Here is a 26,071-nt window from a genome sequence, read left to right as displayed (position 1 = left end):
TCATGAAAACGCTGATTCGCCCGGTACTCGTCATCTTCATCCTGATGACCGTGATCACCGGCGTGCTCTATCCAGTCGTCGTCACGGCCCTTGGCCGCGGCGCCTTCGCGGCACAGGCCGGCGGCAGTCTGATCGAGAAGAACGGCAAGCCGGTCGGCTCGAAACTGATCGGCCAGCAGTTCGACGCGCCGTACTATTTCTGGGGCCGCCTGTCGGCCACCAGCCCCATGCCGTACAACGCGCAGAGTTCGGGCGGCTCGAACCTCGGGCCGACCAACCCCGCGCTCGCGGACGAAATCAAGGGTCGTCTCGATGCCTTGAAAGCCGCGGGTAACGACATGTCGCAACCGGTGCCGGTGGATCTGGTGACGTCCTCGGGCAGCGGGCTCGACCCGCAAATCAGCCCGGCGGCCGCAGCCTATCAGGTCGAACGCGTGGCGAAAGCGCGGAGTCTGCCGGTCGATCAGGTTCGCGATCTTGTCGCCAGCAATACACAGGGGCGGCAGTTCGGCATTTTCGGCGAGGCGCGCGTGAACGTGCTTCAGCTCAACCTTGCGCTGGACGACCTCAAGCCAATGCATTGATGTCGACGCTCGCGGCTTCTATGAGGGACCCCACCATAACAGTCGTTGTAATAGACGATGACACAACCATAAGCCGCTTCATTCGCGCGCACCTCGAAGCGGACGGGATGAACGTGTTCGGAGCGCAGACCGGCGCACAAGGTCTTGCGCAGGCCGCGACGCGGCGGGCGGATCTCGTCATCATCGATCTGGCCTTGCCTGACATGGACGGCATCGACGTGATCCGTCAGTTGCGCGCCTGGTCGGCGATGCCGGTGATCGTTTTGTCGGCGCGCAGCCGCGAGGAAGACAAGGTCGCCGCGCTCGATGCCGGCGCCGACGATTATCTGACCAAGCCGTTTGGCTTGCCCGAGCTAGGCGCGCGGATGCGTGCCCATTTGCGCAGGCAGGCCGCATGCGGGCGGGCCGGCTCGCCGCAGGTCCGGTTCGGCCTGGTTACCGTTGATCTCGGCGAGCGGCAAGTGCTGCGCGATAGCCGTATCGTCCATCTCAGTCCAATCGAATACCGGCTTCTCTCCGCGCTGGTGCGTCATCCGGGGCGGGTATTGACGCATGCGCAACTGCTCGGCGAGGTATGGGGGCCGTTGCAAACCGATAACCACCATTACCTGCGGATCTACATGGGACATCTGCGCCACAAGCTCGAAAGCGATCCGGCGCGCCCCGAGCACATCATCACCGAGTCGGGGGTGGGGTACCGGCTGGTCGGCGTGAGGTGAATTTCACACAATATTTACGGCATTGCGGGCAATCGTTGCGCGGTCTTTACTGCGGGCTTCGTATAGTGGGTGACTGGCTTTGCGCTGTAAAGAGATGAAGAGATCTATTGGAGTCGATATGGCATTCAAACAAGCGAAGGGCCGCGTGAGCGTCGAGTTCGGCGTCCGACTTTCATGACACCCTCAAGACCCGCGATGGTATTCAGGGGGCTGTGCAAGGTGGTCGCCATCGCCTTCGTCACAAACCAGATTCTCACGACTATTTTTACGTATTTCGTGCAGCAACTCGATTCCGCGCCACCGCATCAAGCCGTCTGGCTTTTCAGCTGTGTGACATGCGGGATGGTGACGTTATGGCTGCAGGCCGACGCGCGGCGCGCATTCGGCTTCGCGCGCGAGAAGGGATTCGTGAAGCAGGGCGGCGAAGGCATGCAGGACGTGCAGATCGCGGACGACTGTCCGAAGCGGTGGCTCGTCATCCTGCATATCGAATTGAACCCCGCAGCGATACAGGCCTAGCCGGGCGGCACGTCGGGTTGGCCGTATCCGTGTAATGGCGCCCAAAACCTGGTACTTTTACACCGTATTAACGTGGCTTTAACTAAGCTGAAAGCGATACCGGTTTCCAGGAGTTCTGGATGATACGAATGCTGATCCCCGTCCTCGACCACGGCGGTGCAGTCGAAGCAGCCCGCTATGCCGCGTTCATGTTTCTCGAGCACGGCGTAACGGAGGTCGAACTACTGGAAGTTCTCGAGCCCGTCGCACAAGGACGCGCAGCCGCTTTCCACACTCGAAGCTCACTGTTGCGCCACGAGAAGCATGCGATGCTGAAGGCTCTGATCGACGCTCGAACCATTCTCGAGGAAGCAGGGGTGCCCTACCACTGGAAGCGCGTCTTCGGTCACCCTGCCAAAGCGATTGCCGACTATATAGCCACGACCCGGCCCGACGTGATGGTGATCGACGCCAGTCGTATGGGTTTCTTCCGCAGGCTCGCCATGCTCGCGTCTTTATCGAGGCGAACGGTTACGCCGGTGACAATGGTTCACTGAGAAGGATCGTCTGCTCGGCTAGCCTTGCGCAGAACCTCCGCTTTCATCGAGCCACTGAACGATGTTACGCACCGTATCGCCATAGAAGGTGCGATATAACTCCTTCGATACATAGCCGATATGAGGCGTCGCGAGCACGTTGGGCAATTCGCGCAGAGGGTGCGGATTGTCGAGCGGTTCCACGTCGTATACGTCCAGTGCGGCGCCGGCAATCTGGCCGGTCGTGAGTGCCGTCAGCAGCGCGACCTGGTCGACGATCGGACCTCTCGACGTATTGATCAGCCGGCTCGTGGGTTTCATCTGCGCGAATTCCGTCGCGCCGACCAAACCTTGGGTTCGCTCGCTCAGCCGCACGTGGATCGACAGGAAATCCGCCGTGGAGAACAGCACATCTCTGCTGACTCGCTGCACGCCCTTTTCCGCGGCGCGCTCCTCGGTCAGGTTCTGGCTCCACGCGATGACGTTCATTCTGAATGCCCGCCCGATGATGCCGACCGCCGAGCCGACGCGGCCAAGGCCGAGCAATCCGAGCGTCTTGCCCGCGAGTTCATCGCCAAGCGAAAGCTGCCAGCCTCCCTGACGCAGCGACTGATTTTCGAGCGGAATATTGCGGGCCATTGCGAGAATCAGCCCCCACGTCAACTCGATCGTCGGTGTGGACGAATAGCCCGTATGACGAATTTCGATGCCGCGTTCCGCAGCCGCATCGTGATCGATCGACGTATTCCCTGCGCCGGTCGAGGCAATCAGCTTCAGGTTCGGCAGGCTTTCGATGACCTCGCGGGGCAGCGGGGTGCGTTCCCGCATTACGCAGACGACATCGAATGGCTGCAGGCGTTGAATCAGTTTCCCGATATCAGCGACGTGGTCGTTGAACACCGTCACGTCCGCGCGGTTCTCGAGGGCCGACCAGTCCGCCATGCTCAGTGCGACGTTCTGATAGTCGTCGAGGATCGCTACCTTGGTGGGGGATTTGGCGTTCATATTGCGCACTCCGGGAGTTGAAACGCTTGGTACCGTGATCTGAATTTCCGCACTGAATGCTATGTAACGCGGCCGACGACGTAAATCAATAACTCGCGACGCCACCCATCGCGAACCGCGATGGCGCAGTCGGTGCGCTATCAGGCCATGCGCGGTGTGGGAGGAAACGTTGAGCGGCGGCGCTCCTCACGCGTCGTTCTCATGATGCGCTTCGAGGTGATCGACCAGCATGCGCGCGGGAAGCGGCAGGGTGTCAAAATTGCGCGCAATGATTGACAGCGGCCGCAGCGACCATGGGTCGTCAAGCTCAACAGCGCGAAACGACGCCGAATGCACATACGGTGTCACGCTTCCCTTGGGGAGCACGCCGATGCCGAGTCCTGCGCTGACCATGTTGCGCACGCCCTCGAAGCTTGTCACCTCGATGCGCACGCGTAGCCGGCTGCCGTCACGCTCGGCGGCGGCGCGGCACAATTTGGAAATGGACGTCCCGTAGGGCATGCTGACAAAGTCGTCCTCCAGAGCTTCCGCGAAGCTCACGCTTGCGCGCCCGGCGAGCCGATGATCCGACGGCACGATCACGACCAGCTTATCCACGCTGTACGGGCGCCACTGCAGATCGCCGAGGGACTCCTTGGTCGCCGAGCAGATGCCGAGATCGGCGACGCCGCTTGCGATCGCCTGCACCACTTCGTCGCTCGACTTCTCGACCATGTCGATCCGCACGTTTGGATTGGCGCGGAGAAAGGAACGCAGCACGCCGGGCAGATACTGAACCATGGCGGTAAAGTTCACGTAAATCCGGGTATGGCCCCTCAATCCCGCCGAATATTCAGACAGTTCATCCGAAATTTGCTGCAGGTGCTCGCTCAGCCGCTTCGCGTGATGATAGAGCGCCTCGCCCGCAGGCGTCGCTTGAACACCGCGGCTGTGCCGATATAGCAGCGGCGTGCCGGCGTCGTCTTCGAGATCCGATACGCGCTTGCTGACGGCCGATGCCACGATGTGCGTGCGGGCCGCCGCCGCGGCGATGCTGCCCTCCTCGACGACTGCCACGAAAATGCGCAGGGACTCCATGTCGAGTCGCAACGGCCGATCTGCTGAAACACGCATCCTCACTCCTTCGGGGGAATATCCGGTCGGTTGGCACCCATCGCGTTTGGCGATGCCTGTATTGAACATTGAGAAGTTTTCAATCCGCGCGGCAACCGGCATCCTATGTGCCATAGAGATCGATCCTCGCAGGACCAGATCAAGACGCGGGCCGGCAGCGCGCAGCGCGATTTTATGTCGAAGGAGGCGGCGTTGTCCTGGCCGCCGCCGGTGGAACATGGTACACCGGCGCCCAAACGCACGATTTGTTGCAGCGCCGCGTGTACCGGCGCTGTAAGACCGGACCGCCTGAAAATTCTGTTGAAAATATGAAGGAGACGAGAGATGGAACACAAAGAGCTGGCGATGAGTTCGCGAACTCACTGGTACGACGGTCTCACGGCGATGCACTGGCGTGTACTCAAAGCGAGTTTCCTCGGCTGGATTTTCGACGGCTACGAAGCACTGGCGCTCGTGGTTGTTCTTGGGCCGATGCTGCATTCGGTGCTGTCACCTGAGCAAGCCGCGTCCCCCACGACTTACGCCGGTCTGGTTATCGGCATCACGTTGCTCGGCTGGGGAGCGGGCGGTCTGATCGGCGGGATTCTCGCGGACTATGTCGGACGCAAGCGGATGATGCTCTGGTCCGTATTTCTCTACGCGTTGTTCTCGGGGTTGACCGCGTTCTCGCAAACCTTCTGGGTGTTGTGCGGGCTGCGTTTCCTCACGGGCCTCGCAATGGGCAGCGAATGGAGCACGGGCGTCGCGCTGCTGTCGGAAACCTGGCCGGAGCGGGCTCGCGCGAAAGGGGCCGGCTTTCTGCAATCGGGCTTTGGCTGGGGCACGCTGATCGCGGCGGTCGTGTGGTATGCGCTTTCGTCGACGCACCCATTCGGCGCCGAAACCTGGCGGCTGATGTTCGTGCTTGGCGCAGTCCCGGCGCTCTTTGTGCTGTACATTCGCCGCGGAGTCAGCGAGTCGGAGAAATGGCAACGCGCGGTGCGCGAGAAGCGCTGGAGCGCGACGAGCAACGAGCAGGCCGCGGGCGACGCACCCGCATCCGAGAAGCGTCCCTTCACGCTCACGCAACTCTTCAATGAACCCGAAGCGCTGCGCCGCACGCTGCTGCTGCTCGTCCTGTCGATCGTCACGACCGTCGGCTGGTGGGCCATTTCAAGCTGGCTGCCGACCTTCACCGTATCGCTCGCCAAAGCCGAGGGGATTCCCGACGCGTTGTCGTGGGGCTCAAAGATATCGATCGCTTACACCGTCGGCGCGATTGCGGCTTACATGATCGCCGGTTTCGTGGTGGATGCCATCGGACGGCGGGCCTTTCTGTCACTCACGTTCGTCGGTTCGCTGATCACGACGTTCGTCACGTACAAGCTGACCACCAGCGTCGAAGCGATGATGATCGTGGCGCCGATCAATGGCTTCTTCACCCTGGGTTGCGCGTATGTCTGGATGGCGATCTACCCATGTGAACTCTTCGGTTCCAGCGTGCGTTCCACTGCGATCAGCTTCGTGTTCAATGCTGCGCGCCTGATTGCGTGGGTCTTCCCGATCATCGCGGGCAGCATGATCAAATCGTTTGGTGGCGTGTCGCAGGCGGCGTTGGCGCTCGGCTCCGTGTATCTGATCGGCATCGTGCTGCCCTGGTTCTTGCCTGAGACGCGTGGCGCAGGCATGCCGGACTGAGACCGCGATTTTTCGCGCGGATCAGGACGCCGTGAAAATCCCATCAGTATTCTGGATGCCTAAATCTATTTCGGAGATTTGAAAAATGCCTCAAAACTTTCGTATTGGACAGATCGTTCCAAGCTCGAATACGACCATGGAAACCGAGATTCCGGCCATGTTTCGTGCCCGTGAAGCCATTCGTCCCGAGCGCTTCACGTTCCATTCGAGCCGGATGAGAATGCACAAGGTCACGAAGGAGGAATTGGTTGCGATGAACAAGGAAGGCTTGCGCTGCGCGGCGGAACTCGCCGACGCTCGTGTCGATGTGATGAGCACGGCGTGCCTGGTCGCGATCATGGCGATGGGGCCCGGCTATCATCGCGAAACAGAACGCGATCTGTTGGAGGTCGCGCGCGCCAATCATTGCCTCGCGCCAGTCATGACCTCCGCGGGCGCTTTGGTAGAGGGCCTGAAGATCATGGGCGCTCGTCGGATTTCGCTGATGGCGCCGTATATGCGCCCGTTGACTGACCTGGTTGTCGCTTACATCGAAAACGAAGGAATCGAGGTCATCGATTCCATCTGCTTTGAAATTCCCGACAACCTCGAAGTCGGGCTGCGCGATCCGATGCAACTGGTCGACGACGTTCGGCGCCTGAACACGGAAGGCGCGGACGTCGTGGTGGCATCCGCCTGCGTCCAGATGCCTTCATTGCCGGCGATTCAGCGCATCGAAGACATGTTGGGAATCCGCACCGTCTCGACTGCGGTATGCACCGTGCGGCGCATGCTGGATCATCTGAAGCTCGAGCCGATCGTGCCTGGCGCCGGAGCCTTGCTTTCCGGCGCGTGATGGGGTGCGCAGTTAAAGTTCATCGAGTGACGCGTTGGACATTGTTACAACGGCAACTGTGGGGCGAAGGACTCTGCTCCACAGCCCTTTCAGCCAGGAGCCATCGCCTTTCCGACATGGTCGACGAACGCTCTGACCTTGGCGGAATGCCGTCGCTCCTGTGGGCTCACCAGTTGGATCGGAATAGCGATCGCTTCCCAATCCGGCAATATCCGTTGCACTTCGCCGCTGGCCAGTTCGTCGTCGAACAGCCAGTTCGGCGAGTATCCAATCCCCATGCCCGCGAGGACCGACGCTCGCATGACTTCACTGCTGTTGGTTTGCAGATTGCCTTCGACCCGCACGATGCGGGTGATCCCCACCGGCTCCGCGGCGCCGGGGCCTGCTGTGAAACTCCACGCGTTGCGCATTGCCAGTTCGGTGTAGACGATGCAGTTGTGATCGACCAGGTCGCCGGGAACGCGCGGCGCCCTCTTGCCTTTCGGCAGCGAACGCACGTAGTTGCGATGCGCCATCAACATCCGGTAGGAAGTTCCCACGCGACGCGCGATCAGGCTGCTGTCCGGCAGGTCGCCGATGCGCACCGCGACGTCGATCCCCTGTTCCACGAGATCGATAAAACTGTCGCTAAGGCGTAGGTCGATCTTCACGGCCGGATGCTCTGCCAGAAACGATTGCACCAGCGGCATGAGCTTAAGGCGCCCGAAGCCGACCGACGCCGCGATTCGCAGCCAGCCCGTGAGTTGCTGCTCGCCGCGCCGCAGCGCGCCCTCGGCCTCCGCGATTTCCGCGACCAGGCGCCGCGCCTGTTCGAAATAATGTTCACCTTCTTCCGTCAGTGCGAGCGAACGCGTGGTTCGCGTCAGCAGCCGCGCGCCCAGCTCGCGCTCGAGAGCCGCGACCTGTTTGCTCACTGCGCTTTGCGTCGTGTCGGCCTCGTGTGCGACCGCGGAAAAACTGCCCGCTTCCACCACGCGCACGAAAGTCCTCATTGCCTGCAGCTTGTCCATTTTGCTCAATATATTCCTGCGTGGAATCAGTTATATGAGCATACACCGTCTATATCGCCCGCCGGGAATCATTCAAAGTTCAGTCATCGCAAACGCGATTGGAAGCAACCCAACTCTAGGAGCACTGACATGAACTCACCCGTCGTCCTTATCACTGGCGCGCTGACCGGTATCGGCCGCGCCACCGCACTTGCCTTCGCTCGCGAAGGAAACCGCGTGGTCGTCAGCGGCCGTCGCGAAGAGGCAGGCCAGGCGCTCGCCGCCGAACTGCGCGCGCTTGGCGCCGAAGCCGAATTCCTGCGCGCCGACGTGCGCTTCGAGGCCGAAGTGCGCAGCCTCGTCGAGCGGACCGTCGAGCGTTTCGGGCGCATCGACGTGGCGGTCAACAACGCCGGCACCGAAGGGCAATTGGCGCCGATCGTCGAGCAGACAGCGACCAACTACGAAGACACCTTCTCGGTCAACGTGCTCGGCACGCTGCTGTCGCTCAAGCACGAGATGCGCGTGATGCTGGCGCAGGGCGCCGGCTCGATCATCAACCTCTCGTCGATCGCGGGCCAGGTCGGCTTCGCGGGTGGGTCGGTGTACGTGGCCAGCAAGCATGCGGTCGAAGGCCTCACGAAGAGCGCGGCCCTCGAAGGCGCTACCGCGGGTGTGCGTGTCAACGCCGTGGCGCCGGGCCCGGTCGCCACTGAAATGCTTGACCGCTTTGCCGGCGGCACCGAGGAGGGCAAGGCCGGTTTCCTCGCGACGATACCGGCGCGCCGCGCCGCGACGCCGGACGAGATCGCTCAGACCATCGTCTTTCTTGCGAGCGATAAGGCGCGCTACCTCACCGGACAGAACATTGCAGTCGACGGCGCCTACACGGCGCAATAACACGCGATTTTTTCCTATCTTTTCTACTCAGGAGCCTCACCATGACCACCATCAATGTCCCGACGCGCGACGAAGTGTCCCCGGCTAACCAGGCGATCTTCGACAAGCTCAAGAGCAGTCTCGGCACTGTGCCCAACCTGTACGCCACGTTCGCCCATTCGGAGCACGCGCTCGGCAACTATCTTGCGTTCCAGAACGCGAAGAGCAGCATCACCGGCAAGGCGCGCGAAATCGTGAACCTCGTCGTGAGCCAGGTCAACGGCTGCGAATACTGCCTGGCTGCGCACACCGTGATCGGCAAGATGAGCGGCTTCACCGACGAACAGATTCTCGAAATCCGCAGTGGCAAGGCAAGTTTCGATGCGAAGTTCGACGCACTCGCACGGTTGGTGAAGAGCATCGCGGTCAACCGCGGGCACGCCGATCAGGCGCTCGTCGATGCGTTCTTCGCCGCGGGCTGGACCAAGGCCAATCTGGTCGACACGATCGTCGTGATCGGCGACAAGACCGTCACTAACTATCTGCACGCAACGACGCGCGTACCGGTGGACTTCCCCGCCGCGCCGCAGCTCGCCGCGTGATGGTTGCAGCCGGGCAGGGCGTGGAGTTCGTGCGAGGTCCGCGTCGTCCGGCTGATTGAAGTTGTCCTGAATCGGAGGATGTGATGTCTCAAACTGAACATTTCGACACCGTTATTCTCGGCAGCGGCCAGGGTGGCAAGCTGCTGGCGTGGCACCTGGGGCGATCGGGCCAGCGCGTCGCCGTCGTCGAGCGTCAATGGGTGGGCGGATCGTGCCCGGCCGTTGCGTGTCTTCCCAGCAAGAACGAAATCTGGAGCGCACGTGTTGCACATCTTGCGCAGCACGCCGGGGACTTCGGCACGATCACCGGCCCAGTCACGGTCGATATGGCGAAGGTCCGCGAGCGCAAGCGCGGCATGATCGAACGTGAGGTTGCGTTTCACCTGCAGGCGTATGCGGCGAGCGGCGCGGAGCTGATCATGGGCAGTGGACGTTTCATTGCGCCGAAAACTCTCGAGGTGCAACTGAACAATGGCGAAACGCGCACGCTGAGCGGCGACCAGATTGTCGTCAATGTCGGATCGCATGCGGCTATTCCGGACGTTCCGGGTCTGAGTGCGGCGCAACCGCTCACGCATATCGGCGCACTGGACCTCGACTACACGCCGGCTCATCTGATCGTGTTCGGCGGCGGCTATACCGGTATCGAAATGGCTCAGGCATATCGGCGCTTCGGCAGCCGGGTGACGATCGTCGAACACGGGCAGCAATTGATGGGACGCGAAGACGCCGACGTCGCCGATGAGATGTCGCGTGTGCTGAGCGGCGAGGGCATCGACCTCGTGCTCGGCGCCGAGACGCTCAAGGTGGACGGCCAATCCGGCAAGCACGTTGGCATCACCGTGCGCACGGCCGCCGGTGAGCAGACGATTGAAGGCAGCGACATTCTGGTCGCCACGGGCCGCATTCCGAATACCGCCGGTATCGGCTTGGACAAAGCCGGCATTGCACTGGACGAACGTGGCTACATTCGCGTCAATGACCGCCTGCAAGCGAGTGCGCCCGGTGTGTGGGCGATCGGTGAAGTGGCCGGGAGTCCGCAGTTCACGCATGTTTCCGTCGACGATTTCCGCATCGTGCGGGATAACCTGGCGGGTGGCCATCGCAGCACGCGTGATCGTCTTGTGCCGTACACGATGTTCAGCGATCCGCCGCTCGCGCACGTCGGGCTCAGCGAACGCGAAGCACAGAAGCAGGGCATCGCCGTGCGGGTCGCGAAGCTGCCGATGAGCAACGTGTTGCGCACCGAAGCCACGGACGAGACACAAGGCTTCATGAAAGTGCTCGTGTCCGCCGCCGACGACCGCATTCTCGGCTTCACGATGATCGGCTCGGAAGCCGGCGAGGTGATGGCCGCGATGCAGACGGCGATACTGGCGGAACTGCCCTATCCGAAGCTGCGCGATGCGGTGATCACGCACCTGACTTTCGCTGAAGGCTTCGGCCCGCTGTTGGCCAACGTGCCGCCGCGAGCGACGGCGCAGTGAGCCAGCCGGCGCGGGCACCGGCTATTCGCCGGGGCCCGCGTTGCGCGACGTGATCGATACTGCTTGACGGCGTATTCCCGACGGGAATGACAGCTATTGCCCCGTGGTCCCTTCTGCGTCACCTCGACTCGCGCGATCATTCCTCCGTCCCAATCTGAATATCTCAAGGATGAAGCAATGAACCAACTGTTTACACCCATCTCCGTTGGCCCCTTCGAACTGAAGCACCGCGTCGTACTGGCGCCGCTGACACGCATGCGCACTGAAGCGGGCAACGTTCCCGGCGATCTGATGGTCGAATACTATTCGCAGCGCGCGTCCGACGGCGGTCTGCTGATCACCGACGCGACCGCCGTCTCGCCACTGGGCATCGCGTATGTCGACGCTCCCGGCATTTACACGCAGGCGCAGGTCGACGGCTGGAAGCGCGTCACTCACGCCGTGCACGCCAAAGGCGCCCGCATCTTCCTGCAACTATGGCATGCCGGCCGGCAGGCGCATCCCGCCAACACGAATGGACAGACGCCGATCGCGCCGTCGTCGATACGCGCGTATGAGCATGCTGCAATCCGCGACGCACAAGGCAATATCGTCGAAGTCGAGCAACTCGTTCCGCGCGCGTTGGACACGCATGAGATTGCAGACGTCGTCGAACAGTTTCGACAGGGCGCTGCGCGTGCGAAAGCAGCTGGTTTCGACGGCGTCGAACTGCATGCGGCGAACGGCTATCTGATCGATCAATTCCTGCTGGATGGCTCGAACCACCGGACGGACGCTTACGGCGGTTCGATTGAGAATCGCGCGCGTTTTCTGTTCGAGGTCGTGGAGGCAGTCGTGTCGGTGTGGGGTGCGGGGCGCGTTGCCGCACGTCTGTCGCCAAGCGGTGTGTACGGGACCATGTCCGACAGCGATCCGCACGCGACTTACGGCTATGTGGCGAGCCGGCTCAACAACTACGACCTCGCTTACCTGCACGTGATCGAGCCGCGCATTCGCGGTAACGAGGACACCGAGGCGAGCGAGTCAGCTGTCTCATCGAAGGATCTGGGCCGGCTGTTCACCGGCACGATTGTGGCCGCCGGCGGATTCAACGCTGAAAGCGCAGAGCAGATTCTTCACACCGGCGATGCCGATCTGGTCGCCTTCGGCCGGATGTTCGTCTCCAATCCGGACCTGCCGGAGCGTTTGCGTACGGGTGCGCCTCTGAATGCTTACGACCGTGCCACGTTCTATGGCGGCGACGGACGAGGCTACATCGACTACAGCACGCACCGCGCAGTGGCCACGGCCTGAACACAGGCATTCATCGACGCGACTTCAAGGCGCTGACAGGGGGACGGCCGTCGGACCGACGGCCGTCCCCCCAGAACATCACGATCCGGCGATACACGTCGCGGGTGGGGAGCGATGGAACAAGACCGTGCGGTTGTCGGCCCTCGGGATTGGATTGCGCCGCAGCCGTACGACACGCGAACCACGATGATTCGTTCCAGGAGAAAAGCAAGTGGACCGGCTGACAGCGATGGAAACGTTTGTATGCGTGATCGAGTCGGGTTCCTTCTCGGCCGCAGCCCGCCTGCTCGATGTCGGGCAGCCAGCCGTTTCAAAGTCGATTGCACAACTCGAAGAGCGGCTCGCGGTCCGATTGCTTCTCCGCTCTACCCGTGGGCTGACGCCGACCGAAGCGGGTCAGGCGTTTTACGAACGCGCGAAACGGGCGATCGAAGAAGCGGACGAAGCAGAACTGGCGGCGCGGGGATCGGCCGGCGCACTCTCGGGCCGTCTCAGGGTGTCGGCGGCCGTGACTTTTGCGCGGCTTCATATCATCCCGCGACTGCCGTCCTTCCTCGAACGACATCCTGATCTGAACATCGACATCATCCTCGATGATGAGAACATTGATCTGCTGGAACACGGCATCGATGTCGCGTTGCGAATGGGTGTGCTGGGCGACTCGACCATGACGGCGCGCAGACTCACGCGTGGCAGGCGTTGTGTCGTCGGCTCGCCGGCGTGGTTCGCGAAAGCCGGTGAACCGCGCACGCCTGCCGATCTGGTTTCGCATCAGGCGATCGTGTACGAGCAGGCCGGCGGTGGAAATGCATGGTCTTTCAAGCGGGGCAATACGGAGACGTCCATTGCTGTCGCGGGGCGCATTCGCGTGAACGCGGCGGAGGGTGTGCGCGCAGCGGTGCTAGCCGATATGGGCGTCGCGATCACGTCCGAGTGGATGTTCGCGCCCGAAATCGCAAGCGGCGCGGTAAAACTGGTGCTTGCCGATTGGGAATTGCCCAGCATCGATCTTTGGGCCGTGTTTCCGAGTGGGCGGATGGTGACCGCAAAGGCGCGTGCTTTTGTTGCGTGGGTCGAGGAGATATTCGGCGCATCGGATTCGATGGCCTGACTGAACGGGATGATCTTTGATGCGCTCGCTCCCGGCACGTGACGTGCCGGGAGCGAAGCAGGCCCGGCTTAAGAGGCCGAGGCAGTCTTCCGGCGAAGAACGGGCAACATGTCCTGCGGTTCAGGCCGATGCGTGTAGTCCGGATTCACTTCGGCATACAGGATCGTGCCGTCTTGCCCGATCACGTAACGCGCGGGCATCGGCAGAGTCCAGCTAGTGTCGCCGTTGAACGCCGGCAAGTCGTTCTTGAGGTTCTTGTACAACTCGACCAGATAGTCGGGCAGGGCAAAGCGGATGCCGAACGCCGCCGCCACATCGTTGTGCGTATCGCTGAGGATCGGGAAGCTCAGCTTGTTGGTGCGCACCGACTTGCGGCTATTCACGGCATTTTGCGGCGAGATCGCGACCAGGTTGGCACCTTCGGCCTTGAGCGACGGCAGTGCCTCCTCGAGAGCCGTCAGTTCAAGATTGCAATATGGGCACCACACGCCACGATAAAAGCTGATGACGAGCGCTCCGCGCTTCAGCAGTTCGGTAGACGAGACGGGTTTTCCGTCCGGGTCGTTGAGGATAAATTCCGGCGCTGCGTCGCCTGCTTTGAGCGCGCGTTCAGCCTGACCGGACGCCACGAGTGCGGCGGTAGCGCGTTCCATGATCGGATGAATTTCAGGCGGCGCGAAGTACGGTGCTTTACCGCCTTTGAAATCCGCTTTGAATGCGTCGAGTTTCGCTTGAAGTGACATGACAATCTCCTTCTTCAGACAGGGTAATGTGTTGAAGTTGTGCTGCGGTGGAGAGATAGTCGGTCAATACAAACGAATGAAGAAGACACGTCGGCCGCATAACAGTCATTCCGGCGAGGCATGGCGCAACCGGGGAGGCGGCACCCCGCTACGCACGCCGAAATGACGAGTTAATGCCAATGGCGGCCGAGTCAGCTCGGAAAACTATTCCCGAACATGGGCAGGCCGCTATTCGATTCGGCCTCGGTTGCCTCGTCCTGCAGCACGTCCCAATGCTCGGCGAGCACGCCGTCCGCAAAGCGCAGGATATCGGCCGCGATCCATGCGGCGGGACGCCCATGACCTGAAAAGCGCCCATGCACGATCACGTAATCGCCATCCGCCACGATCACGCCGGGTTCGTATCGCAAGGTCGGCGGCTGGGTCTTGATCAGGTTGAACAGGCCGTCGCGCCCCGGTGCGATATGCGCGCTGTGCTGGATATAGTCGGGCGACCAGAAACGCTCGGCTGCGGCGTAGTCGCGTTGGTTGAAAAGCGTGTCGAACGCTTCGAGTACAAAGGCCTTGTTGGCTGCTTCGGTCGTGGTGGTCATGAATGTTCTCCTGATAGATGGGTGACGTGGCGGCGCGTCATGCCGCCACGGCCTGAAAGGACGGATAGTCGGTGTAGCCATCGGCGGTCGCGCCATAGACCTTCGGCCAGTCGACTTCGGCAAGCGGTGCATCGGCGGCGAAGCGCGCCGGCAGATCCGGATTGGCGATGAACGGTCGGCCAAAGGCGACCATATCGACGAGCCCGGCTTCGATCAGCCGATTGCCGCGCGCACGATCCATATCGACGTTGGCGATGATATTGCCGCGGTAGAGCTCGCGGAAGTGGCGGAACATGCCGTCTCCGGCCAGCGTGGCCAGCGGCGTCGCAGACAGGTCGGCCATTGCGCCCATCAGCAGCAGATGAGAGAGATCGAATTCGTTGAGCCGGCCGATCACATATTCGGAGGTGGCAAGCGTTTCGTCATTGGAAACGAAGGCGCCCGTCTCCGACGTTGCCGGTCCCGTCTTGATGCCGGTGCGCTGCGCCCCGACGGCCTCGACCACCGTTTCCACGACCTCGAACAGAAAGCGCGCCCGGTTCTGCGTCGAACCACCGTATGCGTCCGTACGCAGATTGGTGCGAACGTTGAGGAACTGATTGAACAGGTAGTGATAGCCGCCCTGGATCTGCACGCCGTCAAAGCCGGCCGCGATCGCGTTGCGTGCGGCCCGGCCGAAGTCGGCGACCGTGCGGCGGATCTCGTCCTTCTCCATGGCGCGTGGAACCACGGTGTCCTTGCGGCCGGCCGCGGTCACGCTTTGCTGCTCCGGGTTGACCGCTGACGCGGAGCGCGGCGCCTTGCCGGCCTGGAAATCCGGATGCCCCAACGAGCCGGTATGCCAGAGTTGCGCGACGATCCGGCCGCCCGCGCGATGCACGGCATCCGTCACCACGCTCCAGCCGCGCACCTGGGCTTCGCTCCAGAGTCCGGGCACGTCTGCCCAGCCAACTGCCTCGGGGCTGACGAAAATGCCTTCGCTGACAATCAGCCCCGCCGCGGCGCGCTGCGCATAGTACTCGGCGTGCAAGGCCGTCGGGACAAGATCGGGATTCGCCGAGCGCATGCGCGTCAGCGGCGCCATGACGATGCGGTTGGGCAGATCGAGGTCCCCCAGCCGAATCGGCTTGTGCAGGGGCTGGTTGCTTTCGATGTTCATGAAATTTCCTACGACGTTTGAAGGATTCACCCAAACACAATGGCGATTGACATTGAGTTTGATGGGTCGATCGAGAAAAGTCAATGTCGATCACCATTGTATTTTTCGAAGGCGGTTATAATTGAGCTGACAACGGCGTGGGAGCATTGAGCGATGGGCGTTTCAAAACAGCAGGCGGTGGAGAACCGGAAGACCATCATTGCGGCTTCGGAGAAGCTGTTCCGTGCGCATGGAATCGATGGTGTGGGCCTGAGCGCGCTGATGAAGGCCGCGGGCTTTACCCAGGGCGGGTTCTACAACCACTTCGAATCGAAGGAGGCGCTGGCCGCTGAAGTCGTGGCGACTGCGATGGACAAGTCCAACCGCGACCTGACAGACGCCATTGCCACGCCGCTCGAGCCAGGCGGGAATCGCCTGAAGCGACAGGTGGATTTTTACCTGTCTGGCACGCATTGCAGCGATATCGAGCAGGGTTGCGCGATAGCCGGCCTCACCGCTGACGTGCGCCGGCTTGGGCATGAGGCACAGTCGCACTTTGCAAGCGGCTTGCAAACGATGCTTGAAACGTTGACAGCGCTCGTCGCGGAACAGCGCGCCGAAAGCGGAGATATGGATGAAGCGCGCCGCGAGGCAATCGCGTTCTACAGCGAGATGGTCGGTGCGCTCATCCTGTCGCGGGCGGTAGCCGACGCCAATCCCCAACTCGGAGAGGAAATACTGAACGCGAATCGTCAGATGCTGCTCGACAAATTCGCGCTGGAAGAGGGGCGGGGCAAGCGCTGATTTTCTGGCCGCGTTTGAACGGCGTACTCGCGTGCGAAAGAGGGACTACCACTCCAGGTGGCGTCAGGGAACCCGACAATGCGTCTATCAAAGATCGACCTGAATCTGTTCGTTGTTTTCGAAGCAGTCTATAAAACGCGAAACCTGACGCGTGCAGCGGAGATGCTATTCATCACGCAGCCTGCTGTCAGCAATGCATTGGCGCGGATGCGCAAGACGTTCGACGATCAACTCTTTGTGAGCACGTCGGCCGGCATGGTACCGACGCCGGTTTCCGAAAACATCATTGAGCGCGTCCGCGAGGCACTGCTGCTGCTCGATTCGAGTACCCATGCCGGCGAACTATTCGATCCGGCGTCGTCGGAACGGACGTTCCGGCTTAGCATGAACGACCTGACCGAGGCGTTGCTGCTTCCTGCGCTGGAGGAAGTTCTGCAGCGTCTCGCACCCGGCATACGCATCGAGAGCTATTTCACGACGCGCAGAGAGGTGCCCGAAGCATTGACGAGTGGCGCGGTCAATCTCGCGATCGATGCGCCTCTGCTTGACGACCCATACCTCGAGCAGGAGCCGTTGAGCCGGGACCGGTATGCCTGCATGCTGCGTCAGGACCACCCGTTTTCGAAGAAGAAGCTAACCATCGATGATTACCTCGGGTTCGGTCACATCCACGTGTCCAGCCGGCGGCAGGGGCCCGGTCTCGTCGACGCGGAACTCAACAAGCTGGGTCTCAGGCGCTCGATCCAGACTCGGGTCCAGCACTATCTGGTCGCGCCCTTGATCGCGATGCGGACCGATCTCGTCCTTACCGCACCTCTCACGCTCCTTCAGCGTTATGACGCGCGCATCCTGGAGCTGCCGTTCGACCTCCCCAATCTCGAGTCACATTGCTACTGGCACCGAAGCGTCACGGGGGATCCCGCACACCGTTGGCTACGCGAGCAGATCGGCGGTCTCATGCGGGAAGCGAACGCCTAGCCGGACGACCCGAGTCGAGGCTATCGAAGAGTACACACCAGGTGTCACGAAAAGTTATCGGCAGCTATCACAACAATAAATTTCCTGAATGAAGCGGGGCTCGGTATTGTTCTAGTCATGTTTAGACGAGGATGGCATGGCGGAACTCTACCTTGTGCGGCATGGTCAGGCGTCGTTCGGCGCGGACAACTATGACGAACTATCACCTACCGGTTATACGCAATCACGATGGCTCGGAGAGCACTTCGCGCAGAGCACATTGGAGTTCGATCGGGTTGTCATCGGCGCGATGCGACGGCATGAGCAAACCGCTGACGCAATTCTCGCAGCGATGCCAGGTTTGCAAGTCGAGGTCGTGCAAGACGCGGGTTTGAACGAATACGATTTCCAGGCCTTGTTTGCGGCTCTTGGCGAAGACGAGTTTGTGTCGGGCTCTTCTGCGGAAAGTTCGAAGAAGAACTTCTACAAACGGCTCAAGAAGGCGCTGCAACTTTGGTCCGACGATCTCTTGCCCGGGCCGGTTCCCGAAACGTGGCAACAGTTCCAGGCGCGCGTCGAGCGCTCGCGTCTCGCAATCCAGCGAGCGGGCGGCAGACGGGTCCTGGTGGTGAGTTCCGGTGGTCCGATTGCCGTCTTTGCCCAGCAGATTCTGCAGGCGCCGGCGGCCGCCGCCATTGCGCTCAACCTGCAGATTCGAAATAGCAGCGTTTGCCAATATGTCTTTAATGACACCGCAATGTCGCTAGTCAGTTTCAACTCGCTGCCTCATCTCGACCCTATCGAGAGGCACGAATTCGTCACCTATGGTTGATTCGAATCGGGACTCCCGCAACACTATGAATACTGGCCTTCAATTCGACATCGAAAAACTCACGCGTTATTTGACGGCGCACGTGCCCGGGTTTCAAGGGCCGTTGTCCGTCGAGAAATTTGTTGGCGGACAATCCAATCCAACGTTTCTCCTGAAGGCGCGCAGCGGCAGCTATGTTTTGCGGCGTCAGCCGCCCGGAATGCTGCTCAAGTCCGCGCATGCGGTCGACCGTGAATTCCGCGTGCTAACGGCGCTCGGTCAAACGCCGGTCCCTGTCGCGCGCGCATTTCATCTTTGCGAGGATCGTGACGTTATCGGCAGCATGTTTTACGTCATGAGTTTCGAGGACGGGCGCATCTTCTGGAATCCGGCGTTGCCGGAAGTGCCCGTCGGAGAGCGCGGCGCCATCTACGATGCTCTGCTGGGGACGATGGCGGCCCTCCACGACGTGGATGTCGAGGCTGTCGGTTTAGCCGACTATGGTCGCCCCGGAAATTATTTCGCGCGCCAGATCGACGTATGGACCAAACAGTATCGAGCCGCGCAGACCGACGTGCTGGAATCGATCGAGGCACTGATCGCGTGGTTGCCGGCGCACTGTCCCGTCGAAGCCGGCAAGCCTTCGCTCGTGCACGGCGATTTTCGTATCGACAACCTTATCTTCACGCGCGGCTCGTCGCAGGTTCGCGCGGTTCTCGACTGGGAACTCTCCACGCTCGGTAATCCTCTAGCCGACCTCGCTTACTTTTGCATGTGCTTGCGACTGCCTCCCAACGGTCATATCGCCGGGCTTGAGGGATTGAACAGAGCGGAGTTGGGCGTGCCGGATGAGGCGGCGATCATCGAACAATATTGCCGGCTGCGGAGTATTGCATCGATTGAGAACTGGAACTTCTATCTTGCGTTCAGTTTCTTCCGACTTGCCGCCATCGCGCAGGGCGTAAAGAAGCGGGCTCTGGGCGGCAATGCGTCGAATGACAAGGCGCGCCAGGTCGGGGAGATGGCAGGGGCGCTTGCGAAGATGGGCGTTGACCTGATCTGACGGCACGCGCAAGACTGGAAACTTTAAAAAACACATGGAGGCAGATTGTGACTACTAATTTATTTAGTCTGAAAGGAAAGATTGCACTGGTGACTGGCGCCAGCCGAGGTATCGGGGAGGAGATTGCCAGGCTGCTCGCCGAGCAGGGCGCCCACGTCATCGTGTCGAGCCGCAAGCTCGAAGATTGCGAGGCGGTGGCGAGCGAGATCAACAACGCAGGCGGGAGTGCGGAGGCAAAACCCTGCCACGTTGGTCGTGTCGAGGACATTCTCGCAATCTTCCAGCATATTCGTGCGCGGCATGGTCGTCTGGATATCCTGGTCAACAACGCGGCGACGAATCCCTATTTCGGCCACATTCTCGATACCGATCTGGCGTCGTTTGAAAAGACCGTGGAAGTCAACTTGCGCGGTTACTTCTTCATGTCCGTAGAGGCTGGCAAGTTGATGCGGGAGAACGGCGGCGGCGCGATCGTCAACACGGCTTCCGTCAACGCGTTACAGCCGGGCGACAAGCAAGGGATCTACTCGATCACGAAAGCCGCCGTCGTCAACATGACACGGGCATTCGCGAAGGAGTGTGGGCCGTTGGGGATTCGGGTGAATGCGCTGCTCCCAGGCTTGACCAAAACCAGGTTTGCCGGCGCGCTGTTCGACGATCAGGCCATCTATGAAAGCTGGATGTCCAAAATTCCGCTGCGCCGTCACGCGGAGCCTCGCGAGATGGCCGGTACCGTGCTTTATCTGGTCTCCGACGCCGCGAGCTACACCAATGGGGAGTGCATTGTCGTCGACGGTGGATTGACGATTTAGTCACCAGGTCGATGCGCGGTATTGGACGATGCATCGATGACATTTACCAGGAATCAGGAAGATCAAAATGGATTTTTCATATAACCCGAAAATGGAAGCGCTGCGCACGCAGGTGCGCGCGTTCATGGACACGCATATCGTTCCGCGCATCCGGCAATGGCACGAAGAAGTGAGCGCGGGGCAATATCCGGTTTCCTTCATGGAGAGCTTGAAGGAACAGGCGCGTGCGGAAGGCCTCTGGAATCTTTTCCTTCCGCATCTGCGGGATGACGAGCCAGGCACCCGGCTGACCAATCTCGAGTACGCCCCGTTGGCCGAGATCATGGGGCGCGTGTCGTGGGCATCCGAGGTATTCAACTGCAACGCTCCGGACACGGGCAATATGGAACTGCTCCATATGTTTGCCACACCGGCTCAGCGCGAAGAGTGGCTCGAGCCTCTACTCGACGGCATGATCCGCTCGGCGTTTGCGATGACAGAGCCGGCGGTGGCTTCCTCGGACGCGACCAATATCACCACGTCGATTCGTCGTGACGGAGACGACTATGTCATCGATGGCCGAAAGTGGTTCATCACGAACGCGGCGCACCCGAATTGCAAGCTCTTCATCGTGATGGGGAAAACGGATCCTGACGCACCGGCCCACCGTCAGCAAAGCATGATTCTCGTGCCTCGCGATACGCCGGGCGTCAAGATGATCCGCAATATCACGGTGGTCAATCACGTGGCGCCGGAAGGACACTGCGAGATCGAGTTCAAAGGCGTGCGCGTACCTCGGTCGAATCTGCTAGGCGAAGAGGGAAGCGGCTTTGCACTCGCCCAGGCGCGCCTTGGACCGGGACGGATTCACCACTGTATGCGTTCGATCGGCGCCGCCGAACTGGCGCTCGAGTTGATGGTGGAACGGGCTCAGGCGCGCACGGCATTCGGCAAGATGCTGCATGAGCAAGGTACGGTTGGCGAATGGATCGCGAAGTCGCGAATCGAGATCGATCAGGCGAGGCTGCTTGTTCTGAAAGCCGCGTGGATGATCGATAACGTGGGCGCGAAGGAAGCGCGCAAGGAAATTTCGATGATCAAGGCGCTCGTGCCGGGCGTTCATACCGCCGTTTGCGACCGGGCGATGCAGGTGTTCGGCGCGATGGGGCTGAGTCCCGATACGCCGCTGGCGGATAGTTGGACCTGGGGGCGGGCGCTGCGCTTTGCCGATGGCCCGGATGAGGTGCACCTGCAGAGCATCGCTCGCATGGAAATCAAGGCCCAGCGATACGAGCCGGGAAGCGAGAACCCCTACTTGATGATGCCGGTGTAGGGCATAGGCCGGGTCTTTCAAACATCCCTTGCGGGGCGATGCAACGTCGCCCCAGTCACCGCGCATGTGACGCTTCGGGCAATGAATACGCCAACGTGTTAGCACGGCATCTGGCCGTCGTCCTCCGACCCACTCAGCAGAGACCGCGTCTCTTCTGAAGGATCGGTGGCGAGTACGTTTTCAAAGATCGCCCGACCTGTGCGATCCGCCAAATCAAGCATCGGAAAGACCGGTGCGTCCAAAACCGCTCCCACGGTCCTCTCACCCTCTGCCTCCAATCTGCCGAGCCGCTCCTGACGGTCCCCGTCGCCGCGTTGCGCGCCGTCGACGACCCATTCGCGCGGCAGTTGGCGCAGGCGGGCGCGGCCCTCCTAGATTGCCCCGAACGGCACGATCGCGTTCCGTGAACTGGGGCTTGAACCGGCCGGCGCCCCATCGATCTCCCCCGTTCAGGGGATGGTCCCGGATGCCCGATCGCCGCGATCATGGCACTACTCGGGGACGCCACCGTATGCGAGATGCAACGACAAGCCGGTGCCGGCCCGCTATCCATTCATAGATGCGAGGAGACACAGATGCAGGACACCGTACAGAACGCGGCGCCATCCGCCTACGCCTATCCGTTGCTGATCAAGAATCTGCTGCACACGCCGTTCGCCCAGGCGCCGAATCAGGAAATCGTCTACCGCAACCAGTTGCGCATGACCTACAGCCAGTTGCAGGAACGGATCGCACGGCTCGCCAATGGTCTCGCCGGGTTGGGCGTGCGCCACGGCAGCACGGTCGCGGTGATGGACTGGGACAGTCATCGTTATCTGGAAAGCTACTTCGCCGTGCCGATGATGGGCGCCGTGTTGCAGACGGTCAACGTGCGGCTCTCGCCGGCGGAGATCGTCTACACGATCAATCACGCGCGTGCCGAAGTGCTGTTCGTTCACGCCGATTTTCTGCCCGTGGTGGAAGCGATCAAAGATCAGCTCGAAACGGTGCGCGCATTCGTGCGAATCGAAGAGCCGGACAGCGAGGCGTTCGAGCACACCATTCCGTTCGCGACGGAATACGAAGCGATGCTGGCGGCGAGTGCCACGAGCTACGACTTTCCAGACTTCGACGAAAACACCCGCGCCACCACGTTCTATACGACTGGCACGACCGGCCTGCCCAAGGGCGTGTATTTCTCGCATCGTCAACTGGTGCTGCACACCATCACGCTGATGGCAGCGCTCGCAAGCCCGGTGTCGGGACAGCGCTTTCATCGCGGCGACGTCTATATGCCGCTGACGCCGATGTTCCATGTGCACGCATGGGGCATGCCGTACATCGCGACGGTGTTGGGCGTGAAGCAGGTCTATCCGGGCCGTTATGTGCCCGAGCGACTGGTAAAGCTGTTGCGCGACGAGGGCGTCACGTTCTCGCATTGCGTGAGCACGATCCTCCACATGGTGCTGAACTGCCCGGAGTCGAAGTCCGCGGATTTCAGCAAATGGAAGATCGTGATCGGCGGAAGCGCGCTGCCGCACGGCATCGCCCATGCCGCATTGGAGCGTGGCATTGACGTGTTCACCGGCTATGGCATGTCCGAGACTGGTCCCGTCCTGAGTCTCGCGCAGCTTCCGCCGGGGTATGAGCAACTCGACACCGAAGAGCAGGTGCGCCTGCGCTGCAAAACTGGCCTGGCAGTTCCGCTCGTCGATCTGCGGATCGTCGACGAATCGATGCAGGACGTCGTTCACGACGGCAAGGCCTATGGCGAGATCGTCGTGCGCGCCCCGTGGCTGACCCAGGGATACTTCGGCAACGCGGAAGCGTCGGAACAGCTCTGGGCAGGCGGCTACCTGCACACGCAGGACATCGCGAACATCGACACGACCGGCAATCTGCAGATCACCGACCGCATCAAGGACGTGATCAAGTCCGGCGGCGAATGGGTCTCGTCGCTCGAAATCGAAAGCCTGATCTCGCTGCATCCGGCTGTCTCGGAAGTCGCCGTGATCGGCATCAAGGACGAGAAGTGGGGCGAAAGGCCCGTGGCGCTGGTGGTGCTCAAGGCGGGCGCCACGCTCACCGAGGACGACATCAAGCAGCACGTTCTCAAGTTCACCCACACCGGGAAGATCTCGAAGTACGCGGTGCCGCAGGTCGTGAAATTCATCGACTCGCTGGAGAAGACGAGCGTCGGCAAGATGAACAAGAAGTGGTTGCGAGCGCAGTTCGCCTAACCGGTCACGAGGAGCAGGCACGATGAGCATCAACGAATATCGCATCGCGACGATCGACGAATTCGTCGGCCGCGAGCTGGGCGTGTCGGACTGGGTCACGGTCGATCAGACACGCATCGACGCGTTCGCGCAATGCACGGGCGACCGGCAGTGGATTCACGTGGACGTGGAGCGCGCGAAACGCGAAAGCCCGTTCGGCGGCACGATCGCACACGGCTATCTGACGCTCTCGCTGCTTGCCGCACTGGCCATCGAGATCGGGCTCATTCCCGAGGACGCGTCGGCCGGCCTCAACTACGGGCTGGACAAGGTGCGCTTCATGACGCCGGTGAAGGCCGGCGCGCGGGTGCGCAACCGCGTGACCCTCGTGTCCGTGGAGATGAAGGGCGGCGGCCGGATCATCGTGAAGACGATGAACGAGTTGCAGATCGAGGGCGAGGACAAGCCGGCGCTGATCGCCGAGTCACTGGCGATGCTGGTGGCATGACCTCTACTACTGTTGACAAAGTAAAGCGTCGTTCGAGGAGCATCAAGATGGCGGAGACAACTGACAACGCGTCGCGAAACGATCAGACGGACGATCTCGCGGCATCGGCCGCCGAAGGCATGCTCGGTCCCAACCCGTTCGTCGGGCTGCGCCCGAGCGACATTCTGGCGACCGCGCAGCAGATCGGCGCGCAGGCGCTGCGGCAGCCCGCGCTGGTTCTCGAGCAGGAAGCGGCGCTCGTGCGTGAACTGATCGCCGTGCTGTACGGTGGCGTCCGCAACGGAGCGGACGCGTCGCCGCAGCGCGACAAGCGTTTTGCCGACCCCGCCTGGCGCGACAACTCGCTCTATCGCGTCACGCTGGAGAGCTACCTGGCATGGCGCAACGCGCTCTCCGGATTTATCGAGCGCTCCGCGCTGGACCCGAAATCGAAGGAGCGCGCGCAGTTCGTGATGTCGCTGTTCACCGAGGCGCTGTCGCCGACGAACACGCTGTTCGGCAATCCTGAGGCGTTGAAAAAGATCGTCGATTCGGGCGGCGCGAGCCTCATTGGCGGCGTGAAGAACCTCATGACCGACTTGCTGCAGAACCAGGGCATGCCCGCGCAGGTCGACAAGACCGCGTTCGAGGTGGGCAAGAATCTCGGCACGACGCCGGGAGCGGTGGTGTTTCGCAACGAGGTGCTCGAACTGATCCAGTATGCGCCGGCGACCGCGCAGGTCTACAGCCGCCCGCAATTGATCGTGCCGCCGCAGATCAACAAGTTTTATGTGTTCGATCTGTCCGAGGGTAAGAGCATCGTGGACTACCTCGTCAAGAGCGAGTTTCAGGTGTTCATGGTGAGCTGGCGCAATCCGACCGCGGCGCAGAGCCACTGGGATCTCGACACGTACGTCGGCGCGCTCCTCGAAGCGATCGCGGCGGTGCGCGACATCACCGGCAGCGACGATGTCAATCTGCACGGCGCGTGTTCCGGTGCCATGACGATCTCCGCGCTGCTCGGTCACCTCGCGGCCCGCGGCGAAACGGCCGTCAACGCCGCGACGCTGATGGTGGCCGTGCTGGACAACAAGGCGGACTCGCAGCTCGGCCTCTTCGCCACGCCCGAAGCCATTGCGGCGGCGAAACAGAACAGTCTGTCGAAGGGTGTGCTCGCCGGCGAAGAGATGGGGCGCGTGTTCGCATGGATGCGGCCCAACGATCTGGTGTGGAACTACTGGGTGAACAACTATCTGCTGGGCAAGACGCCGCCCGCGTTCGACATTCTCTACTGGAACAACGACGCGACCCGGTTGCCGGCGCGCATGCATGGCCAGTTGCTCGACATCTTCGTGGGCAACCTGTTCAGCAAGCCGCGCGCGCTGTCGGTGCTGGGCACGCCGATCGACCTGTCCGGCGTCGCCTGCGACAAGTACGTGGTGGCGGGCATGACGGATCACATCACGCCGTGGAAAGGCGTGTACAACACGGCGCGCACGTTCGGCGGCGACACGCGGTTCGTGCTGAGTTCGAGCGGGCACATCCAGAGCCTGATCAACCCGCCCGGCAATCCGAAGGCGAAGTTCTTCGTCAATTCCGGCTTGCCGGCGAATGCCGACGCATGGCTGGCCGGCGCGCAGGCGCAGAAAGATTCGTGGTGGGGCAATTGGACGGACTGGCTGCGCGAGCGGTCCGGCGAACGGCGCGCGGCGCCGGCCGCGCCCGGTAACGAGCGGCACCCGGCAGGCGTCAAGGCGCCAGGCACCTATGTGATGGAAGCATGACGCACACCCTTTTGGCCGGGTGATGGCCAGCCTTTTCCCGA

General features: G+C 61.5%; 26 protein-coding genes. 20 read left to right on the top strand and 6 right to left on the bottom strand.

Translation table 11 applies throughout. The features are described 5' to 3' along the window. Positions 1-2 precede the first annotated feature (2 nt). From kdpC to P0D96_RS31075, 4 genes are all read left to right on the top strand, one after another. On the top strand, positions 3-584 hold the full coding sequence (gene kdpC, locus P0D96_RS31090) for a potassium-transporting ATPase subunit KdpC (RefSeq protein WP_408317257.1): 582 nt from the start codon (positions 3-5) through the stop codon (positions 582-584). Positions 585-604: 20 nt separating this feature from the next. Beyond that, the gene (locus tag P0D96_RS31085; protein WP_132379459.1) at positions 605-1,303 is read left to right on the top strand and encodes a response regulator; all 699 of its coding nucleotides are present in this window, start codon (positions 605-607) and stop codon (positions 1,301-1,303) included. A gap of 174 nt (positions 1,304-1,477) precedes the next feature. Continuing rightward, positions 1,478-1,822 (top strand): hypothetical protein, encoded by a 345-nt coding sequence (locus tag P0D96_RS31080; protein ID WP_243658333.1) that lies wholly within the window; start codon positions 1,478-1,480, stop codon positions 1,820-1,822. 119 nt (positions 1,823-1,941) lie between these two features. Then, positions 1,942-2,358 (top strand): universal stress protein, encoded by a 417-nt coding sequence (locus P0D96_RS31075; RefSeq protein ID WP_132378574.1) that lies wholly within the window; start codon positions 1,942-1,944, stop codon positions 2,356-2,358. A gap of 18 nt (positions 2,359-2,376) precedes the next feature. Here P0D96_RS31075 and P0D96_RS31070 read toward each other — a convergent pair whose 3' ends face one another. Together P0D96_RS31070 and P0D96_RS31065 are read right to left on the bottom strand one after the other, a co-directional pair. Further along, complete coding sequence (locus P0D96_RS31070) at positions 2,377-3,342, bottom strand: D-2-hydroxyacid dehydrogenase family protein (RefSeq protein WP_408182602.1); 966 nt, start codon at positions 3,340-3,342, stop codon at positions 2,377-2,379. Positions 3,343-3,528: 186 nt separating this feature from the next. After that, the gene (locus P0D96_RS31065; protein WP_408317255.1) at positions 3,529-4,557 is read right to left on the bottom strand and encodes a LysR family transcriptional regulator; all 1,029 of its coding nucleotides are present in this window, start codon (positions 4,555-4,557) and stop codon (positions 3,529-3,531) included. 222 nt (positions 4,558-4,779) lie between these two features. Here P0D96_RS31065 and P0D96_RS31060 point away from each other — a divergent pair, with 222 nt between their 5' ends. Continuing rightward, positions 4,780-6,132, top strand: coding sequence for an MFS transporter (locus tag P0D96_RS31060; RefSeq protein WP_132378570.1), 1,353 nt, complete (start codon positions 4,780-4,782; stop codon positions 6,130-6,132). An 85-nt stretch (positions 6,133-6,217) separates the two neighbouring features. Continuing rightward, on the top strand, positions 6,218-6,967 hold the full coding sequence (locus tag P0D96_RS31055; RefSeq protein WP_132378568.1) for a maleate cis-trans isomerase family protein: 750 nt from the start codon (positions 6,218-6,220) through the stop codon (positions 6,965-6,967). Between the two features lie 89 nt (positions 6,968-7,056). On the opposite strand, the gene P0D96_RS31050 is transcribed toward P0D96_RS31055, so the two are convergent. Continuing rightward, positions 7,057-7,977, bottom strand: a complete 921-nt coding sequence (locus tag P0D96_RS31050) for a LysR family transcriptional regulator (protein ID WP_408317253.1) — start codon at positions 7,975-7,977, stop codon at positions 7,057-7,059. A 129-nt stretch (positions 7,978-8,106) separates the two neighbouring features. On the opposite strand from P0D96_RS31050, the gene P0D96_RS31045 reads away from it, so the two are divergent. The 5 genes from P0D96_RS31045 to P0D96_RS31025 all read left to right on the top strand — a co-directional run bounded on the left by P0D96_RS31045 (position 8,107) and on the right by P0D96_RS31025 (position 13,328). Continuing rightward, on the top strand, positions 8,107-8,856 hold the full coding sequence (locus P0D96_RS31045) for an SDR family NAD(P)-dependent oxidoreductase (RefSeq protein ID WP_408317251.1): 750 nt from the start codon (positions 8,107-8,109) through the stop codon (positions 8,854-8,856). Between the two features lie 41 nt (positions 8,857-8,897). Beyond that, entirely contained in the window at positions 8,898-9,437 is a 540-nt protein-coding gene (locus P0D96_RS31040) for a carboxymuconolactone decarboxylase family protein (protein ID WP_132378564.1), read from the top strand. 83 nt (positions 9,438-9,520) lie between these two features. Further along, positions 9,521-10,924 carry a mercuric reductase gene (locus P0D96_RS31035; protein WP_132378562.1) on the top strand — a complete coding sequence of 468 codons (1,404 nt, stop codon included), beginning with the start codon at positions 9,521-9,523 and terminating at the stop codon, positions 10,922-10,924. A gap of 177 nt (positions 10,925-11,101) precedes the next feature. Continuing rightward, positions 11,102-12,217: an alkene reductase gene (locus tag P0D96_RS31030; RefSeq protein WP_408182593.1), complete on the top strand. Its 1,116-nt coding sequence runs from the start codon at positions 11,102-11,104 to the stop codon at positions 12,215-12,217. A gap of 211 nt (positions 12,218-12,428) precedes the next feature. Continuing rightward, positions 12,429-13,328 carry a LysR family transcriptional regulator gene (locus P0D96_RS31025; protein WP_408180989.1) on the top strand — a complete coding sequence of 300 codons (900 nt, stop codon included), beginning with the start codon at positions 12,429-12,431 and terminating at the stop codon, positions 13,326-13,328. Between the two features lie 68 nt (positions 13,329-13,396). On the opposite strand, the gene P0D96_RS31020 is transcribed toward P0D96_RS31025, so the two are convergent. From P0D96_RS31020 to P0D96_RS31010, 3 genes are all read right to left on the bottom strand, one after another. Next, positions 13,397-14,071 (bottom strand): peroxiredoxin-like family protein, encoded by a 675-nt coding sequence (locus tag P0D96_RS31020; protein ID WP_408317248.1) that lies wholly within the window; start codon positions 14,069-14,071, stop codon positions 13,397-13,399. A gap of 191 nt (positions 14,072-14,262) precedes the next feature. After that, complete coding sequence (locus tag P0D96_RS31015; protein WP_408317246.1) at positions 14,263-14,664, bottom strand: nuclear transport factor 2 family protein; 402 nt, start codon at positions 14,662-14,664, stop codon at positions 14,263-14,265. A 37-nt stretch (positions 14,665-14,701) separates the two neighbouring features. Further along, positions 14,702-15,823, bottom strand: coding sequence for an alkene reductase (locus P0D96_RS31010; protein ID WP_408283581.1), 1,122 nt, complete (start codon positions 15,821-15,823; stop codon positions 14,702-14,704). Positions 15,824-15,976: 153 nt separating this feature from the next. On the opposite strand from P0D96_RS31010, the gene P0D96_RS31005 reads away from it, so the two are divergent. From P0D96_RS31005 to P0D96_RS30965, 9 genes are all read left to right on the top strand, one after another. After that, positions 15,977-16,606, top strand: a complete 630-nt coding sequence (locus P0D96_RS31005; protein WP_408317244.1) for a TetR/AcrR family transcriptional regulator — start codon at positions 15,977-15,979, stop codon at positions 16,604-16,606. Positions 16,607-16,684: 78 nt separating this feature from the next. Beyond that, positions 16,685-17,584: a LysR family transcriptional regulator gene (locus P0D96_RS31000; RefSeq protein WP_408317242.1), complete on the top strand. Its 900-nt coding sequence runs from the start codon at positions 16,685-16,687 to the stop codon at positions 17,582-17,584. A 136-nt stretch (positions 17,585-17,720) separates the two neighbouring features. Then, a complete protein-coding gene (locus P0D96_RS30995; protein WP_408317240.1) occupies positions 17,721-18,395 on the top strand; it encodes a histidine phosphatase family protein in 675 nt (224 codons plus the stop codon). 25 nt (positions 18,396-18,420) lie between these two features. Beyond that, positions 18,421-19,437: a phosphotransferase gene (locus P0D96_RS30990; protein ID WP_408283574.1), complete on the top strand. Its 1,017-nt coding sequence runs from the start codon at positions 18,421-18,423 to the stop codon at positions 19,435-19,437. Between the two features lie 47 nt (positions 19,438-19,484). Further along, entirely contained in the window at positions 19,485-20,249 is a 765-nt protein-coding gene (locus tag P0D96_RS30985) for an SDR family oxidoreductase (protein WP_408180995.1), read from the top strand. Between the two features lie 67 nt (positions 20,250-20,316). Then, positions 20,317-21,561, top strand: a complete 1,245-nt coding sequence (locus P0D96_RS30980; RefSeq protein WP_408180996.1) for an acyl-CoA dehydrogenase family protein — start codon at positions 20,317-20,319, stop codon at positions 21,559-21,561. A gap of 575 nt (positions 21,562-22,136) precedes the next feature. Further along, entirely contained in the window at positions 22,137-23,780 is a 1,644-nt protein-coding gene (locus tag P0D96_RS30975; protein WP_408180997.1) for a fatty acid--CoA ligase, read from the top strand. Between the two features lie 22 nt (positions 23,781-23,802). Next, positions 23,803-24,267 carry a MaoC family dehydratase gene (locus P0D96_RS30970; RefSeq protein WP_408180998.1) on the top strand — a complete coding sequence of 155 codons (465 nt, stop codon included), beginning with the start codon at positions 23,803-23,805 and terminating at the stop codon, positions 24,265-24,267. A gap of 47 nt (positions 24,268-24,314) precedes the next feature. Then, the gene (locus P0D96_RS30965) at positions 24,315-26,030 is read left to right on the top strand and encodes an alpha/beta fold hydrolase (RefSeq protein ID WP_408317237.1); all 1,716 of its coding nucleotides are present in this window, start codon (positions 24,315-24,317) and stop codon (positions 26,028-26,030) included. Positions 26,031-26,071 lie beyond the last annotated feature (41 nt).

It is taken from the genome of Paraburkholderia sp. RL17-347-BIC-D, assembly GCF_046027915.1.
Classification (GTDB): domain Bacteria; phylum Pseudomonadota; class Gammaproteobacteria; order Burkholderiales; family Burkholderiaceae; genus Paraburkholderia.
This window is presented reverse-complemented; position numbering and strand designations above follow the sequence as displayed.

What these genes read in the sequence shown, in the direction of transcription:
- kdpC (WP_408317257.1), top strand. Translation starts at nt 3, where the DNA reads ATGAAAACGCTGATTCGCCCGGTACTCGTCATCTTCATCCTGATGACC.
- P0D96_RS31085 (WP_132379459.1), top strand. Translation starts at nt 605, where the DNA reads ATGAGGGACCCCACCATAACAGTCGTTGTAATAGACGATGACACAACC.
- P0D96_RS31080 (WP_243658333.1), top strand. Translation starts at nt 1,478, where the DNA reads ATGACACCCTCAAGACCCGCGATGGTATTCAGGGGGCTGTGCAAGGTG.
- P0D96_RS31075 (WP_132378574.1), top strand. Translation starts at nt 1,942, where the DNA reads ATGATACGAATGCTGATCCCCGTCCTCGACCACGGCGGTGCAGTCGAA.
- P0D96_RS31070 (WP_408182602.1), bottom strand. Translation starts at nt 3,342, where the DNA reads ATGAACGCCAAATCCCCCACCAAGGTAGCGATCCTCGACGACTATCAG.
- P0D96_RS31065 (WP_408317255.1), bottom strand. Translation starts at nt 4,557, where the DNA reads ATGCCGGTTGCCGCGCGGATTGAAAACTTCTCAATGTTCAATACAGGC.
- P0D96_RS31060 (WP_132378570.1), top strand. Translation starts at nt 4,780, where the DNA reads ATGGAACACAAAGAGCTGGCGATGAGTTCGCGAACTCACTGGTACGAC.
- P0D96_RS31055 (WP_132378568.1), top strand. Translation starts at nt 6,218, where the DNA reads ATGCCTCAAAACTTTCGTATTGGACAGATCGTTCCAAGCTCGAATACG.
- P0D96_RS31050 (WP_408317253.1), bottom strand. Translation starts at nt 7,977, where the DNA reads ATGGACAAGCTGCAGGCAATGAGGACTTTCGTGCGCGTGGTGGAAGCG.
- P0D96_RS31045 (WP_408317251.1), top strand. Translation starts at nt 8,107, where the DNA reads ATGAACTCACCCGTCGTCCTTATCACTGGCGCGCTGACCGGTATCGGC.
- P0D96_RS31040 (WP_132378564.1), top strand. Translation starts at nt 8,898, where the DNA reads ATGACCACCATCAATGTCCCGACGCGCGACGAAGTGTCCCCGGCTAAC.
- P0D96_RS31035 (WP_132378562.1), top strand. Translation starts at nt 9,521, where the DNA reads ATGTCTCAAACTGAACATTTCGACACCGTTATTCTCGGCAGCGGCCAG.
- P0D96_RS31030 (WP_408182593.1), top strand. Translation starts at nt 11,102, where the DNA reads ATGAACCAACTGTTTACACCCATCTCCGTTGGCCCCTTCGAACTGAAG.
- P0D96_RS31020 (WP_408317248.1), bottom strand. Translation starts at nt 14,071, where the DNA reads ATGTCACTTCAAGCGAAACTCGACGCATTCAAAGCGGATTTCAAAGGC.
- P0D96_RS31015 (WP_408317246.1), bottom strand. Translation starts at nt 14,664, where the DNA reads ATGACCACCACGACCGAAGCAGCCAACAAGGCCTTTGTACTCGAAGCG.
- P0D96_RS31010 (WP_408283581.1), bottom strand. Translation starts at nt 15,823, where the DNA reads ATGAACATCGAAAGCAACCAGCCCCTGCACAAGCCGATTCGGCTGGGG.
- P0D96_RS31005 (WP_408317244.1), top strand. Translation starts at nt 15,977, where the DNA reads ATGGGCGTTTCAAAACAGCAGGCGGTGGAGAACCGGAAGACCATCATT.
- P0D96_RS31000 (WP_408317242.1), top strand. Translation starts at nt 16,685, where the DNA reads ATGCGTCTATCAAAGATCGACCTGAATCTGTTCGTTGTTTTCGAAGCA.
- P0D96_RS30995 (WP_408317240.1), top strand. Translation starts at nt 17,721, where the DNA reads ATGGCGGAACTCTACCTTGTGCGGCATGGTCAGGCGTCGTTCGGCGCG.
- P0D96_RS30990 (WP_408283574.1), top strand. Translation starts at nt 18,421, where the DNA reads ATGAATACTGGCCTTCAATTCGACATCGAAAAACTCACGCGTTATTTG.
- P0D96_RS30980 (WP_408180996.1), top strand. Translation starts at nt 20,317, where the DNA reads ATGGATTTTTCATATAACCCGAAAATGGAAGCGCTGCGCACGCAGGTG.
- P0D96_RS30975 (WP_408180997.1), top strand. Translation starts at nt 22,137, where the DNA reads ATGCAGGACACCGTACAGAACGCGGCGCCATCCGCCTACGCCTATCCG.
- P0D96_RS30970 (WP_408180998.1), top strand. Translation starts at nt 23,803, where the DNA reads ATGAGCATCAACGAATATCGCATCGCGACGATCGACGAATTCGTCGGC.
- P0D96_RS30965 (WP_408317237.1), top strand. Translation starts at nt 24,315, where the DNA reads ATGGCGGAGACAACTGACAACGCGTCGCGAAACGATCAGACGGACGAT.